Source organism: Mesorhizobium sp. WSM4814 (genome assembly GCF_055811595.1).
In genome coordinates this window covers 99888-116556 of sequence record NZ_JBVVQT010000021.1, presented here as the reverse complement: position 1 = coordinate 116556, position 16669 = coordinate 99888, and the positions used below count along the sequence as shown (strand labels likewise).

The following is a 16669-nucleotide window of genomic DNA, read 5'->3' as shown; positions in this document are numbered from 1 at the left end:
CAAGCCCGCTGGTTACTCGCTCCGGTCTTCGCAGTTTCGATCACATTCCTGGCGATTGGAATAATCGTTAGCTAAGGATCGTTAGCTAGGACCGACCGGACCTGACGATTGGACCGAACGACGAAATGGGATCTGCGCAGCTAAGTCCCTTCCTGCGCTGATAAAGGACCACCCGCCATTCCTCGATTTGGCGGGGTGGTCCGTGCGGCTGACCAAGTCCGCTCAGGAGGCCAGTCAGCGGTTTAAGGTCGCGAGGCAGCATCACCTCACAGCAGGTCTTCAGCAACCCCGTCGAATTTCCTGAGGCCTACGCTTGGCGGCCTCTGCTTGAGAAAGCCCTGTTCACTTGCGGCCGCCTTGAAGGCATCGAACGCGGCTTGTTGGGTGCAGTGTCCGGCCAGGCATTCCTCGATCATTCGAATTGCTTCAAGTCGGGACGGCTTGTCCATGAATGGCCATGGTTGTTGAAGCGCTTTCGCAGCTTCGGGTATCGACGCGACCACTATCGGCTTGTGATTCAGGTAAATTGTAATCGGAATGAACGTCGGCATCTTTGTCGCTCACCAGGAGTGAAGGCGGCTAAACGCGAAGACAAGGCAGTGGTTGCATCGTTGTGAATTCAGAGCGCCGCTGTCCGATACGATCGAGGCTGAAATGGCACGTCCGAAGAGTCTTGATCGTTTCGGTTCCCCTGAACGAAGAACCCCGCGCCTCACGGAGGGGATGGCGCGGGCTGATCGGAGCATCGCCCGACCGGCAGCAATCTTGAGAGGGAACCAAGACCATACTGCACGTCCCGAACTTCCGGCCATATGTTCCCCTTGCAGGCTCACCAGTTCGCCAATTCCGGATTTCACTTCGCTGAGAGGCGCGGCTTGAGCCGCAAGAGCTGCGGTCGCTGAATCAATAGCAACGGCTGCCTCAGCTGAATATTGCTGAAGTAGCTTGTACGCCCCATAGTCGGCAGCCAGAACTGCCACGAGCGGGGCAAAGCACACGGCCATGGCAGCTGACATCAGGCCTGTCTCCGCAAGCGCCTTACCCAGACCGCTTGGCCCACAGATTGTCGCGATCTGAGAACCCTGTTGAATGGCAACCATCAGAGGGCTCATGCCAGATGCGAGCCTTGGCGATCGCCTGCTGAAATGCGATGTCTTTCGAAGCTCCAAGCGCGGCAAACGTCTCGTGCAGTCCAATCGTGTCGACGCGGAGCTTCAAAAGGCTGTCGGAATATCGGACAATGATCCGCGCCACCAGGTTGGTAGGGATTGGTTTACCATCTCGGGTCGCAGCTGTGATCGTGCGGTCGAAACGTTTGTCGCGTCGCTTCCGATTCAGATAGGCCCGCAACTGGTCGGGCTCGCCGGAAAGCAGTTCATCGCGGGCTCGGGCAACATAGTCCCTCTGAACTGTGGTGAGCCCGATCACCCCACCTTCTCGGCGGCCAGTCACCCTGTTGATGCGGCCCACTACCTCCAAGGCGGCCCTCGTTGGATTGCCGCCACGGGCAAGGCCCTTAGAAAGGGCGGCACGGATCGCAACTTGTTGATCGGCAACAATGTTGGTGACCAGTTGCGGCCACGCGGGCGAAACCGGCATCGGCCCAAGCGCAAGCCGGCAACGCAAAGCTCTTGCGAGGCCGGTGGGACGAGACATTCCTCGACGAGGTCTGCTCGTTTCCGAATGGACAGTTTGACGACCAGGTCGATGCCTTCGCCGATGCTCTGAACGAACTGGCGCTGGGGTCGACCTTCACGCTCGACAATGTCTGACGGTTAGGCTGCTGACGTCAGTCAATGTGCTCGGGCAACTGCTTCAACTGGTCGGTGGTCATTTGCGTGATGGCATGCACGGTGCCGTCTTCGTCCCGCATGAAATCGAGCTGGCTCGCATATAGCGCGACGCGCTTTGAGCCAATGCCGAGGAACCCGCCAACATCGAAGACGACCTGGGCCTGGTCTCCGGTTCCATGGACGTGGTCTACGGAACTGATTTCCTCATCATCGCGACCGTAGATGGTCGCTCCTTCTAGCAAGTCAGCGCGCAGTTCAGCCTTCGTAAGCCGTACGTGATTGGTGTGGTCCATCTGTGGGGTCTCCTCTCATTTGGTCTGAGGTAACCCCCGGCACGGGCCAACCGTTCCGAACGATTATTCAAAGGATAGGCCGTGGCGAACGTCATTACGCTGTTTCGCGACAGCCTGACCAATCTCGTCTCTCGCATGGGGACGGAGCGAGACAGGGCGTCGAGCAGCTACTATGGCGTGCCGCTCCTAGATGACGCGTCGAGTTGGTCATGAAGGATCTGCGGCCGGGACGCCGGTCGCGTATATCGCTTTCAGCCAATGCCCGATCTGGGTCATCCGATTGCTCAGCAATGATTGACGCAATTGCCATGAGCGCGATGCGAAGCACCACAAGCTCCGTCGAATGATGGCCAAGACATCCATACCAGTCTCCTTTTAAGGTCCGGAACGAATGCTCAAACGCCTATCCCCCCGTGAGCGTTTCGAACAGCTTGTCTGGACCTATGAGCCGATTATCCCGGGAGTTGTTCATGACGATCTGACGCGCAGGCACAGCCGGTGTCCACGGTCATCGCCGTTGGTAGCCCGTCATCTCGAGATAGCCCTTGCCAGGGTGTGTGCCGGCCACCCGCACCGGACCTTCCCAATAGGGGATGCTGAGACCCATCCAGGCCTGAGAGTTGAGCGCGCCGACGGTGACGTCGAGCGCACGGTCGGGCAAAACGAGACGCCAGCGCGTAGGAATTTCGCGCCCCTCCACCCAGCTCGTCTCCAGCGGGGTCGCAACGAGCTTGCCGTCGCCGTAGGGCGTCACGGCACCGTCCGCCGCGATCCAGGTGGCGGAGGTGAAGCCGCTGTCAGCGGCATCGCGCAGGCGGAAACCCATCAGCTTCTCGCCTGTGTCAAAGGAAAGCGAGAACCAATCCCAACCGTTTTGGTCGTCCGCCAGCGGCTGCGACGACCATTCGCGATCGAGCCACGCGGTGCCGCGCACCCGGATCTCACCTTCCGGCAGACTAATCTTTCCCTCAACTGAGAAAAAGGGCTGGGAATAGTAGTAGCTCGCCTGCCCTTTCGCCGACTTGACCGAGTAGCCGCCGGCGCCGTGGAAGACGAGCGGGCCTTCGGCATGCATCGCGATGTCGTAGGCGAAGTCATTGCCGGTCGCGCTGAGCTGAAGTCGGTCCAGGCTGTCGCCCTCCATCTGCCAGGCGTCGATCCAGGCCGCGAAGGGCTTGGCAATCACACCCGCCTGGCCGATGCCGCCGCGCGCGAAACGCTCTGTGGAGAGGTGGGTCGCGGCGCTGGTCACAGCGGCATGGCCGAACCACACCTGCGGGCTCTCCCATCCCTCGGCCTCGCCCGGCGCGAGCGCCGAGCGGAACAGCGTCCATTGCAGGCCGTAGTCCGCGCCGTCGGGCCCGGTGAGGTTCGCGGTCAGATACCACCACTCGATCCGGGAGTCCGGATGGGCTCCATGATCCTGCGGGAACTCGAACCGTTTGCCCGGTTTCGGAACGGCGAAGCCTTCGGCGTCTGTGCCGAGCCCGGCAAAGCCCTGGGCGAAGGCATTGCCGACACCCAGCAGCAGGAACATGAGCGCCCTAGCGTTCATTGGCGAATATCCTCAGCAGCCCGGTCGGCTCCATGCGCGACAGCCGCCACGCTGGCCAGAGCGCGGCGAGCAGCGCGGCGGCGAGCGCGAAGAGCATCAGGCGGATGTATTCGACTGGAAACAGGTACATCGGCAGGCGCCAGCCGAACGCCTCGACATTGACAATGGCAAGCAAGACCCAGGCGAGCGCCAGGCCCAGCGGCAAGGCCAACACGGCCGTGATCGCGGCAAGCAGGACGGTACGCAGGATTTCTAGCCCGGCAAGCCGGCGCTGGGTGATCCCCATCGCCCATACGGGCGCCATCTGCGGCAGTCGCATCGCCGCCAGCGTGAGCAGGCTCATCAGGATTGCAAACGCGGCAACCGCCAGCGTCAGCACGTTCAGCGCATCAGTCACGGAGAAGGTGCGCTCGAACACCGACAGCGAGAACGCCTTGATCGCCGCCTGGTCGATGATGCGCGCGGGTGGAACGTCGAACGCCTCCGTGAGCGCCCGGCGCAGGCCCTGAGGATTGCCGGTGCGAACGCCATAGCGGCTCGGCTCGATGGCCGGGAACGTCTGGCGAAACAGCGCCTCGCCGACGATGGCCTGGCCGATGGGATTTCCGTAATCGCCGACGACGCCCGCGACCGGCAGCGACAGCCCGGGGCCGAGCGCCAGCGTGTGGCCGACGTGCAGCGCGGCGCGGCGCGAGAGCTGCTCGTTGATTACGACCGCCCTGCCCGCTTCGATCTCGTCCCAGACGGCGGGGATTGCGTCGAGGAAGCGCCAGTTTTCACGGTAGGTGTAGCCGACACGCACCCCGAAAATCTCCGCCGGCAAGCCGGCGAGCGTCGCTTCGACCGACATGATCGGCAGCACGGCGTCAGCGTGCGCCTCGAGAAAACGTTCCAGAGCCGCCCGGTCCGTGACCGCGTCCGCATCGACGTACAGTTCGGCTGACAGGCGCTGGTTGAGGAAGCCGACAAAGGTCAGGCGGAAGCTCGAGACCATGGTGGAAACGCCGACATTCGCAGCCATGGCTAGCAGCAGGGCCATCAGTGCAAGCCCGAGGCCGGGCAGTTGCTGACGCGTATCGGCCCAGAACCATTGCGCCATGGCGCGAACGGCTTGTGCTTCGCCAAGACGAAGGATTGCCGCCAGGCAAGGCGGCAGTGCAAGTGCTGCGCCAAGCAGTAGACAGGCAAGCAGCGCGAAGCCGGCGGCCAGTCCGCCCCTAGTGACGGCCAACACGCCCGCCGCCGCGAGCAGCACGCCCGCGGCTGAAGCCTGGAGCGTTCGCGTCCGTCCCGAGCCCAGCGCCCAGGCGCGGCCGCCGGCGCTCGCAAGGACCGGCATCCGCGCCAGCCGCCACAACGCGCTCGCGGCGGCGAGCAATGCGCCGCCGAGCGCCATGGCGATTCCCGAAAGCCACCATGCCGGGCGGATCTGCAGCGTGCCTGCAACGTCGGCGCCATAGAGGCCCCGTATCGTCGCGGCCACGTCCGGCAGCAGGAGCGCTGCGATGAGATAGCCGAGCGCGATGCCGAGCGCGCCGGCAAGCGTCGCCAGCACGACAAGCTCGGCGATCATCAGGACGACCAGGCGGCGGAGCGGCACGCCGAGGGCGCGCAGGGTGCGGATCACGCCACGTCGCTGCTCGAAAGCAAGGCCGATCGCACCGTGGAGGATGAAGATGCCTACCGCGAAGCTGAGGAAGCCAAACGCCGTGAGGTTGAGATGGAAGCTGTCGGTGAGCCGGCCGACATCGGTCGCACCGTCCGCACGCTGGAGTACGAGGTCCGGTGCGATATCCGCCAGCGGCTGTTGCCGCAAGGGCTGCTCCGGCAGGACGATCAGGCGGCTGATGCGCCCGGCGCGGCCAAGCAACTTCTGGACGACGCCGATATCGGCGAGCACGCTGCCCGGCGCGACCGCCTGATCGACCAGAACCGGGTTGGGCATGTTCGCCTCAAGGAGCGCGGCCATTTCCGGGCTGGCGACCAGCATTTCCGCGCGCAAGAAGCGGTTGAGGTCGGTGCGGGCCAGTGCTTCGCTTGCAGCGGAACTTGGCGGCGCGGTCAGCGGATCGACGCCGACCAGCCTCACGGCGGTGCCGCCGACGCGCAGCCTTCCCTCCACCACCGGACTGACCAGCCAGCCGGCACGGCGCAACGCGACGAAAAGCGCCTGAGGCATGGAATCCCCCTCGCGCGGCATCAGCTGGTGGAACTGGCCTTCGGCCAGCGTAGCGGCAGCTGCATCATAGCTCGCGCGTGCCTCGGCGTTGATCGCCTGCACGCCTGACCAGAGGGCCGTCGCCAGCGCGAGGCCGAGCACCAGCGTCAGCAATTGAAGCCGGTTGCGTCGCCAGTGCGAAGCCAGTGCCTCGAGGACAGCGCCGGTCATGCAAGGCGGCCCTGGCTGAGATGCGCCCGGCGCCCGAGACGTGCCGCAAGACGCGGGGAGTGGGTGACCATCAGGAGCGCTGCGCCGGTCTCCGCCACGAGCGCGAGGAATTGCTCCATTACCCCGTCCGCCGTCGCCTCGTCGAGGTTGCCGGTCGGCTCATCCGCGAGGATCAGCTTCGGCCGCGCCGCGAGCGCGCGGGCGATCGCCACGCGCTGCTGCTGGCCGCCGGACAACTGATCGGGGTATTTCCGCAGTTGCGGCTCCAGGCCCAGTGCGTGGGCCAATCGTGAAAGCCCCTGCGGTTCCGGCGTGCCGATCAGACGTGCCTGAAAGGCGATATTGGCGGCGACGTCCAGGGAGGGGATGAGATTGAACTGCTGGAAGATGATGCCCACCGTGCTTCGCCTGAGCCGGGCGCGACCACTGTCATCGAGCGCGGTGACCTCCTGCCCATCAAGCCCGACGCGCCCGCCGTCGGCAGCGTCCAGTCCTGCCACGAGGTGGAGCAGCGTGCTCTTGCCCGAACCGGATTCGCCGGTCAGCGCCAGCGTCTCGCCGGCGTCGAGCGAAAGTGACACGCCCCGCAGGACCGGCACCGGGCCTTCCGGGCCGGGATAGGATTTCAGCAGATCTTCGATCGAAAGCAGCATGCACCACAGCTACAGTCTGTGGCGAAAAGGAAAAGCGCTGCAGTTGATAATTCCCCAGAGGAAGCGCTGCTGCCCTGCAAGACCGCAGCTGGTTTCAAGCGGGAAGCCGACAATTGTCGCGTAGAACCAGCCACCAGGCTTTGTCTTCTCGCCCACTTCGAAGAAGGCGGCGATCACGTCGGCGCATTCATCGCGCAGCACCGAGTCGTCGCCAACCTTGAAAGTGATCCAGGTGCCAAGCCCGACCGCCGAAATCGCCTCGCCGGTGGAAGGGATGGTGCGCGTCAGCGGGCGGGCGTGGCGGCGAGCGTCTTTCCCGGCCAGGCGAGGGCCATCGGGGAGCCTGCGGCCACCTTAACGAATGTCCCTGCGGGTGATGTTCAATCAACCGCCATCGCTGAACTCCGGCCTCCCCGCATAGTCTGGAAAAGATAAGTCTTCGCGGGTTCTACCCAATAGACAGGGCAGGACAGGGAGTGCACGAAGGCGTTTTCGCAGGCCGGTGACAGATCGTTCGTGCGTCTGGGGAAGGATGAGATTCGACCCACGGCTTAACCACCGGATCGACGATGCTATGCCCTCCACAATGCACTCTTATGCGACTTTGGGCGAACAAACATCGAACACGCCCTAACGAAGCGGCCGTCCAACTACTAACGCTTGATGTCGTCTGCGCTTGCTTCCGCCGAAGCTTGGGTGTCCCACCCTATCCGGTCCGCCTGAACACCGAGCTCTATAGTTCATGCCAAGAATTGCAGCGCCCAGTTTCCCTAGCTGCGGCTGGTCGACGAGGCGAGCGCGGTAGAAGGCGACGATCCGGGCGCGGGCGCAGAGCCCCGTACCCGGGCCGCCCAGGGTCAGTGTCCGAAACTCAGGCCTACTTGATCTCCCAAGACGCCTTATGGTTGACCACGCGTCCGATTCGACCGCCAACTGTTTCGTGTAGCTGAACCGGGGTATAGGGGGCCTTTCCAGTAATTCCTTTGTACTTTCCTGTACCCCCGACGATGTAGTGGTTCTGGTTATCGAACGTTGTGAAGACGTTGTCGCCGTCCTTGTCGGTTTCGACACAACTGCCATCGAAGTTAAAATCATCCTTGATCATCGTCCAGTGCCCAAGGCAGTGCACCGACATGTCATGGAACGGGCCATCCCCTTTGACGTTACGCGTGAGACCGGTGAATTCGTCTATTCCCCCTGTGCCAACGCCGCTGTCCACTTTGGCCACGGTCTCGAATACGTAGTAAGTATCGTATTCCGCCTCTCCACTTTTCGGGAAGTCTGCTGCAATTACGGGAACCGAGCACAGCGTAAAGAGAGCCACTAGCGATGTAATTTTCATGGTAAACCTCCACCGTAGAGCCGGGCTGCCACCCCGGCTGCGTGCCGGGGCAGGCTCGCCAAACATCCAGTATAAGTCCGCGAAACACGTCTAAGCAACATGTCGGCGCGTGTATTCGGGCGTCGAATTCGCGAATTCAACTACAGCCCTTTGATCTGGCTGTTGAAGACCCTAGTTTGGGGACAGGCAAAAAAACTGGTCTTCCGCCCGATGCGGATCTTGTGGCATGACCGAACGATGCGTTGGGTCGGCTTGGGCCGTTGCGCAAAGGGAAGGTTTGGAGAAGCGCCGCGAATGACAGGTTATGGCGCGATCAAGGCGATGCGCGCTTCAGCGCCAGGCCGCCAGGCGACCAAAGCCTACTGTTAATCGGCGGCGCTCCTGCGAGGCGCAAGCCCCCCGAGCTGGGCGCGTTGAGGCTGCTCCGAGTCAGCGATCGCGCCGATAGTGCATAGCGACCGCGCCGCTGCGGAGCGGCTTCGCCGAGACCAGCTCGAGCCGTCGCGCACTGGGCAGCCCGCCCTGGTACAGGGTAGGGCCGTGGCCGGCGATCCTGGGATGGACGAGGAGCTGATATTCGTCGATCATATCCAGCCGGTCCAGCTCGGTTGCGAGTTTGCCGCTACCGAGGAGCACGCCGGCCGGAGTCGCGTCCTTGAGCCTCTGTACGCCTGTTCGCAGGTCGTCGGCGATGTGGTGGCTGTTGGCCCACGGGAAGTCCGTTCGCGTCGACGACACCACGTACTTCGGTTTGGCGTCCAGCTTGACCGCCCACTCGCGTATTGCCGGCGGCGCCTCCACGTCGCCGCGAGCGACCGCCGGTCAGTAGCTCTCCATCATATCGTAGGTGATGCGGCCCCACAGCATCGCCCCGCCCTCGTCCATAAGGCGGGTGAAGAACGCGTGCGTCTCGTCGTCAGCGATTCCCTCCTCATGGTCGACGCAGCCGTCCAGGGTGACGTTTATGCTGAAGGTCAATAGTCCCATGCGACGAGCCTAAAACCATTCGCTCGAAAAGACGTAGGGCTATTGCTCGCGGTTGATGTTCAACTTCCGCTATGGGGTCGACTCGAGCCGTTGCGCGAACCGCAGCTTTTGGGACGGGCCATGAATGTCGCGAAATGGCGCACGTGGGCGGTTGGTGCGTTCCGACTTCAGATTGCCTGATGAGGCTCGGCAAGGTCCGGCCTGGGTGGTGAGTCGACGCTCCACGCGAACTCACGGAATGGCCGGGATGCGGACAAATGGACATTGACGATGAAACGTCAGAGCGAGTCGGACCGCGCCCCGGGCCCGTTGTCACCGACAGCCTTATTGTTTGCCAAGTGGTGAACTGAATGCTATAGTTCACCACATGGAAAACTGTAGCTTCTCTTTGGACACTGCATTTCACGCGCTCGCGGACTCGACCAGAAGGGCGGTGATCAGTCGTTTGATGAAGGGGCCGGCCCCGGTCAAGGAACTCGCTGAACCCTTCGACATGGGTCTCCCTGCATTCCTGAAGCATCTACGCGTGCTTGAGGAAAGCGGGTTGATAGCGACCGAAAAGAGCGGCCGTGTTCGAACTTGCCGGATACGGCCCAAGCGCTTGTCGGAAGCAGAGACATGGCTTTCTGAGCAACGTGCACTCTGGCAGGCAGGCGCCGATCGGCTTGCCACCTATGTGGAAAACCAAATGACAGAGGACGATGACGAATGACCGCCGTTAACAATGAGCTATCCATCTCGCGCCTCATCAATGCCGCGCCGAGCAAGGTCTGGAAGGCGTGGAGCAAGCCCGAACATCTGGCGAGGTGGTGGATACCCCATCCAATCGAGTGCAAGGTCGTCAAGTTGGATCTGCGCCCTGGAGGTGGCTTCGAGACGCGGATGCGCCAGGGCGACGGAGACTTCAAGCCCCATGTCGAAGCCTGTTTCCTCGACATTGTTCCTGAGCAGCGTCTGGTGTGGACGACGACTCTCGCCGAGGGCTGGCGGCCGACAGAACCCTGGCTGGCACTGACAGCGATCATCACATTTGCAGCCGAAGGTAACGGCACCCACTATTCAGCCCGCGTGATGCACAAGAACGCCGCTGACAGCCGCAAGCACGAAGAAATGGGCTTTCAGAAGGGTTGGGGCACAACGATCGACCAGTTGGCGGCCTTCGTGGAGCATCTGGAATAAATCTGTCCTGAAGACCGCAAAGTGCGACCCATCCCGGAAAGACCGAGATGGGGCTCAATCAAGTCATTCATTGCGGCTGTCGCGAATGACGGCAAGGGGTCGGCTCGAGCCATTGCGCGAAGGGCAGGTTTGGAGAAGCGCCGCGAATGACAGGTTATGGCGCGACTGCGCCGATTGCCATGCTTACCGCGCCAGCCGAAAACAGCAACTGGGCAGTTCAGGTGGGCACTGAGGGGCGGTGATGGGCACTGATGGGCAGCGATAGCGAGCCTGGTGGATGTTTTCAAGCAGATCTGCGCCGGCGCCTCGGAGGACCACTCGCCTTCGATTTTGGCGAGGTCGACCTCGAGCGTCTCGACCAAGGGCGGTCGCGTACGGTGCGGGCAATCTCGATGATCCGATCCGCGCCTGCCATCATCTCTGGCCGGTGTGCCACGCTGATCCTCGTGATCGCGAGGTCCGTCAAGCTCGCGTTGATGCGTCGTTCATTTTCGACATCGAGATGCGCGGTGCCCTCGTCTAGTACCAGCATCTTCGGTCGCTTGTACAAAGCGCGTGCCAGTAGGACACGTTGCTTCTGGCCGCCGGAAAGAGAACTCCCCATATCGCCGATTAGCGTATTGTATGCCATAGGCATGGCCGAGATCTCATCGTGGATCCGGGCCATCCTGGCGCATTCCACCATATGATCGTGGTCGAACGCGGGATCGAAGAAGGAGATATTGTCGGCGATCGATCCGGACAGGAGCTGGTCGTCCTGCATGACCGCACCGACCTGCTCTCGATAGGTACGAACGCCAATCACATGCAGGGAAATCCCATCAGCCAGCACCTCGCCAGTGGTGGGCTCCAGAAGGCCCAGAATGACTTTCACCAAGGTAGTCTTGCCGCCTCCCGATGGCCCCATGATGGTGACGAAGGCTCCTGGTTCGATGGTTAGACTGACATTCTCCAGGACCAGTGGCTCGGTCTCAGCATAGCGGAAGCAGACGTCACGGAGCTCTATACTGCCCTTGATAAGTCTATCCTGAACCAGGGGGATTTCTTGGCCTCGTTCCGGAGGCGTCAGCGCAATATCTGCAAGGCGCTCAAGGTGCAGGTTCAGAAGTCGGAACTCGATAGCCTTCTCGACAAGGAGGATCATTTTCTCGCTGAAGTGTCGCTTATACGCGATGAAGGCGAAGAGCATGCCCACCGTTAAACTGCCCCCCAACACCAACTTGGCCCCGAGAAATACGATAAGAACGTTCTCCAGTCCAAAGATCGTGTCGTTCAGGGTTTTGAAGGTGATCCGCGCCTTTCCAAGGCGCACGTTTGCATTGACGACATCCGCGAAACGATTGAGCCATTGACCCTCACGCTCTTCCTCGCGATTGAAAAGTTTTAGGCTCTGGACCGAGCGCGCCGTCTCGATGAACGTCGAGTTCTCCTGCGCTCTCGTCTGGATCGCAGTTTCGCTGCGGCTGCGCAGAACGGGGTAGAGCGCCAAACGAACTGCCGCATAGAGCACCACCGCACCCACCACAACAAAGGCGAGTAGCGGGCTGTAGACGAAAATCATGACGAGAGTAGCGACTGCCATCAGGCCGTCCACGAAGCCAATGATCAAGCCTTCTGCCATGATGTTGCGGATTGGCTCTAATGAACCGAACCGCGAGAGCACGTCACCTATGTGACGCTTCTCAAAGAACGATAGCGGCAGGCGCACGAGATGGCCGAAGAGTCGGGCACCCATGTGGAAATGCAAAGTGTTCTGCAAAAGCAGCACGATGTGCGAACGAAGGGCTGTAGACAGCACTGATAATGCGGCCAGAAGGCCAAAGCCCAAGGCGAGAACCACGAGAAGGTCTACGTCACCACGGGCGATGACTTCGTCTATGGTAAGCTGCATGTAGAACGGAGCAGCGATCACCAGCAGTTCCAACACCACCGAGAGCGCGAGAATTTGCGCGACCGCATGCGGCGCGCCTTGAATGTGGCCCCAGAAGGCCCTGAACGGTAGACGGGTGCGCTCGTCGGCACGCGCGAATTCTTCCGCGGGGGTAATCTCGACGGCAACGCCGCTGAGGTGCGCGGATGCCTCCTCAAACGAGTAGCTTTGGACTCCCGAGGCCGGATCGTGCACGACGAGGCCGCGCCGGGAGACGGACTTTAGAACGACGAAGTGATTAAGATCCCAGTGCAGGACAGCTGGAAACCGGAGTTGGTTTAGTTGCCCAAGTTCAAGCCGCACTGCCCGGCATGACAGATGCAAATTGGCTGCGAGTTGGATCAGCCCGCGCAGAGTGACGCCTTTCAGGGACACTGGAAAGCGTCGCCTGAGCGCGTTCAGGTCGGTCTGGTGCCCATGGTAACTGGCAATCATGGCTAGGCAGGCTAGGCCGCATTCGGCGGCTTCGGCCTGAACTATGACCGGCAGGCGGGACCGGCCACGTAGCGGAATTGCCACCGCACTCATCGACGGGCACTGAGCAAGGGGTCGATGAGCCACGTCATCAGTGACCGCTCCTCGAGAATTATATCGGCCTTCAACACCATGCCTGGCTGAAGTGGCACCTTCTGGCCATAGGCGTCGATGTCAGGACGATCGAGTGCTGCCGTGACCCGATAGACAGGTTCCTCGATAGGAAGAGGCACTGCCACGTCCGCCTTTGTCAGTACCGTGTGGGCGACCCGAACCGTGCGCGCCTTGTAGGTGCCGAAACTTTGGTACGGGAAGGCCTCGTAGAGAATTCGTACGGGTTGGCCGATACGCACGAAACCGATCGCTCGGGTTGGGACGAACAACTCTGCCTCGAGCACGGCGGTCGGAGGGGCAATCACCATCTGCAGCAGACGCGGGTCTGCTACCTGGCCTTCAGTGGCATACAGGGCGGAAACGCGGCCGGATCGCGGTGCGCGAACCACATAGGAGCGTCGTCCTTCGACCTCGGCGATCTGCTGTTCGAGCGCTTCGAGATTACGCCGAAGCTCCTGGGTGCGCTCACTGGCACTTATCGGTACCTGATCAAGCGTGTAACGGGTCTCAGTGATCTGGCTCTGGCGCACGGAAATCTGCTGGCGGAGAGCGTTCAAGCTTTGACGTTGCTCGAGCAACGCCTCCTGCCTTCGAACATGCTCGTCCCGGGGCATTAAGCCTTTGGCGCTAAGGTCTGCGGCAGGTTGGATCATCGTCTCGGCAAGCCGGATTCGTTGCTCGTGAATGTCGACCTGGTCTTTCAGGAAGGAAATCTCCGCCTCCTGTCCGCGGATAACTGCTCTCAAGCGATCCGATTCAGTGCGTGCGCGGCGCTCCTCGCCGCTGATTTGATCCTGTATAAGACCGCGCTGGCTCTGCATCGCCCTTAGGACGGCCGCATTCACGTCCTCGCCGCTCCCTGAGATCTGGCCCGTATCGATAGTAAGGAGCGGCTTTCCCTGCTCGACGACCTCACCCTCGCTCACATGGACGCCCGAATCACACCCGGCTGCGCCGCGAACACCCGCGCCATTCCCTCGGTCGGGGTGAGATAGCCAATGACGGTTTCTTTGCGGGCATATGGTGCGAGGATAAGGAATATAAAAATCGCGCCGACAATTGCCACTCCGCCCCAGGCCATAATCTTGATCGACGGCGGCTGAAGCAAGGCCACGTGGCCCCACTGGCGTTGCAATCTCTGATGTTCGACCGCCTCGGGTCGGAACAGGGCCCGCTCGGGTTTCAACGGCGTCAGCACCTCTTCGGAAAAACTTGTAGGAGGCCCCTCCCGTCAATGACGGGAAGGGCAACGTGCTTGGTCCATCTGTGGGAATGCCACGCCGTTGCTCAGCGTTGCTCAACCACCACGCCGCTACTAAGCGCGTTCGCTGAAACGTTAATATCGTGCACTTCGATGTCCCTGACGACGACGGTAGCATTGATAAACGACCCGTGATGAAGCCTATGGGTCCCAGCGGAAACCAAGTCCAGTTCGTCGTCGCGAAGTTCGCGTAGCTCGAGTTCGTTATTCATGGTTTTTCTCCTTTGGGGCATGAGCCGCGGGGAACACTGAGATTTCCCCGCTACGGACTCGGAAAACCGGTCCAGATCAAGGAGGTTCCTTCTAGATTACGAATTATTTTTACTGCGGGGTTTTGACAAAGATACCCTTGAATACTTATAATTGCCGAAAGGAATAACTTAAACCCACGCGTGTGAGGGAACGTCGAGCAAATCTGCTCAGAACTGTGCCGTGAGCCCATGTGAGCAACCGCTTCTGCTCTGTTGTGTAAGAAGGCAGTCGGTTGGTGGCGCTTCCCGCTCGGTGAGGACTTCAACGTTCACGTGCTTGGAAGGCGGATTCCTGAAGTCACCATCCGGGAGTCTCTCGGCTGGGATTTCGGGAGGGGCGTGACTAATCTTCGACCGCTCCGGGTCTATTCGAGTCGTTGCGTGAAGGGCAGCTTTTGAGAATTGCCCGAATGTCGCGAAGTGGCGCGACCGAGCCGGCCGGCGCATGGGCTCGGATAATACCGCGATGGAGCGTTCTACGTCTCAATCGGGTGGAAAGCGGCCGTTGCGCCGTCGCGTGCGAACAGAGCATTCTCGCCAAAGTCGCCATCCCTTTTTACAGTGCGTTGCGGCAGGTGGCGCGGCGACTGCGGCATATCAGTTGAGGTGGAATAGTCCACTAAAGAACTCCCTTACCGCAGCTTGTGCCGCCTCAGTCGCCCCTTTGTCGTATCCCACCGTCGGACCGAGTTCCACGCAAGAGTCGTTGTATGTGAAGGGCCTGTCTGTCTCGACGTTGATTATCTTCCCGTCCTCTTCGCGGCGCCGGCACTTCCGCGAGGTTTGTGCGCTATGAATAACATAGCCCGGTGCGGTGCCGCGCTCATCGAAGGAATGAAGTGCACCCGAAAATTCTGTCATATGAACATCCTTGCCGGTCGCGCGAAGCCGCGCGATGTAGTCTCGGCAGGGTGCGGCCGGGGTCCAGTCGTCCGCCGCGCCGTGGAATTCGCGGATTGGTGCGTCTGCAATTTCGAGCTCACCGACAAACTGAATGACGCAAAGCGGGTAGAAGGGGAGATGTGCAGCGATACGCGCTCCCGTCGGCCCGTGAAGGTCTTGGAAACGCCTCATGCTTGTGTAAAGCGCCGCGAAGCCTCCACGCGAGAAGCCCATCACAGCAATGCGTGACGGATCGATGCGCGGGTGGGCCGCGAGCACATCGACAGCCCGATAGGCGTCGTAGATCTGCGCGAACAGACTTAGTTGAGACTGGTCCATCGCCACTCGGTCTACGTCGCGCCCGCCAAAACTGTCGAGGCGCAGCGTGGCGATTCCCATTTTGTTGAGAAATGCAGCCCATTGGAAGGCCGAGCCGCTCTTGGCACCGTCGGAGCCGTGGAGCAGCACGACAGCCGGCAGACGCTCGTCCCAATTCGGAAACCGAAGCTCGCCCGTGAGCGTCACGGGAACGCCGTTCGCGGTGTCGCCGCGCAGGAACTGCTCGTCCGTCAGGGTTAGAGACGGCACGCTCAGGATTTCATCTCGTGGGAACTTTGGCCGCGTCTCTTCGGTGAGAACGGGTGAAGCGAACAGCGCCACCAGCAACAGGCTGGTGACAACAGCGAGAAAGCGTCCCATAGCAGGCACCTCCGGGCTCGTAGTGCCCACACTAACACATTACGCCGCAAACGAAGGGATCTCAGTTCCCACGTCAGCTCCGGCCCTGAACTCGGTGGGCAAGGGCGCCGTCTCTAACTCCGGTTTGGGTGCTTGCATAGGGCCCCGAGCGACAGTCGGCTTTTGGGTCGCATCAGGTCGTAGCGCGAACGGCAGGTTTGGAGCAGCGCCATGAAGGTCAGCAAATGGCGCAACCGTGACCTCCGGTGCCGTCGCCGGCGATGTCTGCTTCCAGGCAGAGACAAAGTTGATCTCTACGGCTGACATTGGGCGCAAAGCTGCCGTCCACCTCGCGGTAGAGGTCAGTCGTCTTTCGGTCATGAGCGCCGGCTGGACCGAATGTCGGGTTTCTGGAGGGAAAATAGGTCCCGAAAGGTCCGATCAGGGTCATGATTTCCGGTTCATCGCCGCTGCAATGACCGATGGATCACCGATGCTGGGGATTTCACGCTAGACTGCAGCTACGGCATTCTCGATCATACACTCAACCATCCTATTCGCACGTCGTTGCCGCCCTTCGCCCTTCCAGCCTCGCAGTAGCCGCGCTATGTGTGGCTGTACGCAACCTGACGACGAACAGGAGCTAGATTAGACGATAGAAAACAGGCACAAGATCGCCTTCCCCTGCCCTTGGATCCCTTATGCGAAAAAAATCGAACTAAGCGCTGCGAAGATAGCGAAGCTCGATTGGCCCACTTTCAGAGCGAAGGTGGCCGTAAGTTACTGATATTGAAAGATTTTGGTGGTGGTCGCAGTCTCTGGCGAACCAGTCTCTGCCTAATTTTCCTTGATAGGCGCCGAAAAACAGCGAATTTCGAGGTTTTGAGG

General features: G+C 61.0%; 19 protein-coding genes. 4 read left to right on the top strand and 15 right to left on the bottom strand.

The window, feature by feature from the left end; genetic code table 11:
- Positions 1-266: 266 nt before the first annotated feature.
- Both AC0L2V_RS25755 and AC0L2V_RS25750 read right to left on the bottom strand, forming a co-directional pair.
- Positions 267-551: a DUF982 domain-containing protein gene (locus tag AC0L2V_RS25755; protein WP_473521553.1), complete on the bottom strand. Its 285-nt coding sequence runs from the start codon at positions 549-551 to the stop codon at positions 267-269.
- Positions 552-1038: 487 nt separating this feature from the next.
- The gene (locus tag AC0L2V_RS25750) at positions 1039-1599 is read right to left on the bottom strand and encodes a hypothetical protein (protein WP_473521552.1); all 561 of its coding nucleotides are present in this window, start codon (positions 1597-1599) and stop codon (positions 1039-1041) included.
- Positions 1600-1631: 32 nt separating this feature from the next.
- Here AC0L2V_RS25750 and AC0L2V_RS25745 point away from each other — a divergent pair, with 32 nt between their 5' ends.
- A complete protein-coding gene (locus AC0L2V_RS25745) occupies positions 1632-1772 on the top strand; it encodes a hypothetical protein (protein WP_473521551.1) in 141 nt (46 codons plus the stop codon).
- A 17-nt stretch (positions 1773-1789) separates the two neighbouring features.
- Here AC0L2V_RS25745 and AC0L2V_RS25740 read toward each other — a convergent pair whose 3' ends face one another.
- Positions 1790-2086 (bottom strand): PRC-barrel domain-containing protein, encoded by a 297-nt coding sequence (locus AC0L2V_RS25740; protein ID WP_473521550.1) that lies wholly within the window; start codon positions 2084-2086, stop codon positions 1790-1792.
- Between the two features lie 81 nt (positions 2087-2167).
- On the opposite strand from AC0L2V_RS25740, the gene AC0L2V_RS25735 reads away from it, so the two are divergent.
- Positions 2168-2299 (top strand): hypothetical protein, encoded by a 132-nt coding sequence (locus AC0L2V_RS25735; RefSeq protein ID WP_473521549.1) that lies wholly within the window; start codon positions 2168-2170, stop codon positions 2297-2299.
- A 295-nt stretch (positions 2300-2594) separates the two neighbouring features.
- On the opposite strand, the gene AC0L2V_RS25730 is transcribed toward AC0L2V_RS25735, so the two are convergent.
- From AC0L2V_RS25730 to AC0L2V_RS25700, 7 genes are all read right to left on the bottom strand, one after another.
- Positions 2595-3641 (bottom strand): lipocalin-like domain-containing protein, encoded by a 1047-nt coding sequence (locus tag AC0L2V_RS25730; protein ID WP_473521548.1) that lies wholly within the window; start codon positions 3639-3641, stop codon positions 2595-2597.
- Positions 3631-6030: an FtsX-like permease family protein gene (locus AC0L2V_RS25725; RefSeq protein WP_473521547.1), complete on the bottom strand. Its 2400-nt coding sequence runs from the start codon at positions 6028-6030 to the stop codon at positions 3631-3633. The genes AC0L2V_RS25730 and AC0L2V_RS25725 overlap by 11 nt, the downstream gene beginning before the upstream one ends.
- The gene (locus AC0L2V_RS25720) at positions 6027-6683 is read right to left on the bottom strand and encodes an ABC transporter ATP-binding protein (protein WP_473521546.1); all 657 of its coding nucleotides are present in this window, start codon (positions 6681-6683) and stop codon (positions 6027-6029) included. The genes AC0L2V_RS25725 and AC0L2V_RS25720 overlap by 4 nt, the downstream gene beginning before the upstream one ends.
- Before the next feature lie 9 nt (positions 6684-6692).
- The gene (locus AC0L2V_RS25715) at positions 6693-6884 is read right to left on the bottom strand and encodes a hypothetical protein (RefSeq protein ID WP_473521545.1); all 192 of its coding nucleotides are present in this window, start codon (positions 6882-6884) and stop codon (positions 6693-6695) included.
- 676 nt (positions 6885-7560) lie between these two features.
- Positions 7561-8025 carry a hypothetical protein gene (locus tag AC0L2V_RS25710; RefSeq protein WP_287139172.1) on the bottom strand — a complete coding sequence of 155 codons (465 nt, stop codon included), beginning with the start codon at positions 8023-8025 and terminating at the stop codon, positions 7561-7563.
- A 429-nt stretch (positions 8026-8454) separates the two neighbouring features.
- Positions 8455-8826, bottom strand: a complete 372-nt coding sequence (locus AC0L2V_RS25705; RefSeq protein WP_473521544.1) for a dihydrofolate reductase family protein — start codon at positions 8824-8826, stop codon at positions 8455-8457.
- A gap of 21 nt (positions 8827-8847) precedes the next feature.
- Entirely contained in the window at positions 8848-9012 is a 165-nt protein-coding gene (locus tag AC0L2V_RS25700) for a hypothetical protein (RefSeq protein ID WP_473521543.1), read from the bottom strand.
- A gap of 433 nt (positions 9013-9445) precedes the next feature.
- On the opposite strand from AC0L2V_RS25700, the gene AC0L2V_RS25695 reads away from it, so the two are divergent.
- Together AC0L2V_RS25695 and AC0L2V_RS25690 are read left to right on the top strand one after the other, a co-directional pair.
- Positions 9446-9724, top strand: a complete 279-nt coding sequence (locus AC0L2V_RS25695) for an ArsR/SmtB family transcription factor (RefSeq protein WP_473521542.1) — start codon at positions 9446-9448, stop codon at positions 9722-9724.
- A complete protein-coding gene (locus tag AC0L2V_RS25690; protein WP_473521541.1) occupies positions 9721-10191 on the top strand; it encodes an SRPBCC family protein in 471 nt (156 codons plus the stop codon). The genes AC0L2V_RS25695 and AC0L2V_RS25690 overlap by 4 nt, the downstream gene beginning before the upstream one ends.
- A gap of 283 nt (positions 10192-10474) precedes the next feature.
- Here AC0L2V_RS25690 and AC0L2V_RS25685 read toward each other — a convergent pair whose 3' ends face one another.
- The 5 genes from AC0L2V_RS25685 to AC0L2V_RS25665 all read right to left on the bottom strand — a co-directional run bounded on the left by AC0L2V_RS25685 (position 10475) and on the right by AC0L2V_RS25665 (position 15802).
- The gene (locus AC0L2V_RS25685; protein ID WP_473521540.1) at positions 10475-12649 is read right to left on the bottom strand and encodes a peptidase domain-containing ABC transporter; all 2175 of its coding nucleotides are present in this window, start codon (positions 12647-12649) and stop codon (positions 10475-10477) included.
- Positions 12646-13635 (bottom strand): beta-barrel domain-containing protein, encoded by a 990-nt coding sequence (locus AC0L2V_RS25680; protein ID WP_473521539.1) that lies wholly within the window; start codon positions 13633-13635, stop codon positions 12646-12648. Before AC0L2V_RS25680 ends, AC0L2V_RS25685 begins: the two co-directional genes overlap by 4 nt.
- Positions 13632-13895 (bottom strand): hypothetical protein, encoded by a 264-nt coding sequence (locus AC0L2V_RS25675; protein ID WP_473521538.1) that lies wholly within the window; start codon positions 13893-13895, stop codon positions 13632-13634. Before AC0L2V_RS25675 ends, AC0L2V_RS25680 begins: the two co-directional genes overlap by 4 nt.
- Positions 13896-13996: 101 nt before the next feature.
- Complete coding sequence (locus AC0L2V_RS25670) at positions 13997-14182, bottom strand: hypothetical protein (RefSeq protein ID WP_473521537.1); 186 nt, start codon at positions 14180-14182, stop codon at positions 13997-13999.
- Between the two features lie 636 nt (positions 14183-14818).
- The gene (locus AC0L2V_RS25665) at positions 14819-15802 is read right to left on the bottom strand and encodes a dienelactone hydrolase family protein (protein ID WP_473521536.1); all 984 of its coding nucleotides are present in this window, start codon (positions 15800-15802) and stop codon (positions 14819-14821) included.
- Between the last annotated feature and the right edge of the window lie 867 nt (positions 15803-16669).